The following is a 616-nucleotide window of genomic DNA, read 5'->3' on the forward strand; positions in this document are numbered from 1 at the left end:
GTGGGGCGTATTCGTAGGATTGGAAGCTGCAAACGATCACTTGGTCGGAACTGCCGTAGAGTTGGCTGCCTTTCTGGAGGAAGTACCTTCTTCACACATCGGTGTTGTGATTGATCCGGGTAATCTGCTGAAAACGGAAAATCTGGCGCAGCAGGATGAGATCATCCGCGAAGCTTTCCAACTGCTGGGCCCTCGGATTATCGCAGCGCATGCCAAAGACCGGCGGTTGTCATCGTCAGGTGAAATTGAGACGGTGCCGCCAGGTTTTGGTGACATGAACTATGCCCTCTACATGGAACTGTTGGAGCAGTACAAGCCGGGGGTTCATATTATTATGGAAGCTGCTCAGGAGCATGAGATGTCAGAATCGAGACGTTATATCGAAGGTCATCGGATAGCCGCTCAGAAGGCGCAACAAGTGCAGACGAAATAATGTATTCTTTCATATACTCAGTAATGCTATGTCAATAATTCGAGAGACTTGGAAGCGCCTCCTTTTCCAAGTCTCTGTTCCTTTATCCTTGTTTAACCTTGCACAACCGCCACGATCACAATGACCCAGCTTGCCAAAAAAGCTTGGGGCAATCACCCCCATTGGCGGGTTGGCTTTTTTGGC

1 protein-coding gene is annotated in these 616 nt (G+C 49.5%); it reads left to right on the forward strand.

Annotation, left to right across the window (positions count from 1 at the left end):
* Window positions 1–433 (forward strand): sugar phosphate isomerase/epimerase family protein (locus GRP75_RS28855; RefSeq protein ID WP_160791103.1); only part of this gene is annotated, 433 nt, incomplete at its 5' end.
* Window positions 434–616 lie beyond the last annotated feature (183 nt).

The sequence above is a fragment of the Paenibacillus sp. OT2-17 genome (genome assembly GCF_009827695.1).
Classification (GTDB): Bacteria; Bacillota; Bacilli; order Paenibacillales; family Paenibacillaceae; genus Paenibacillus; species Paenibacillus polymyxa_B.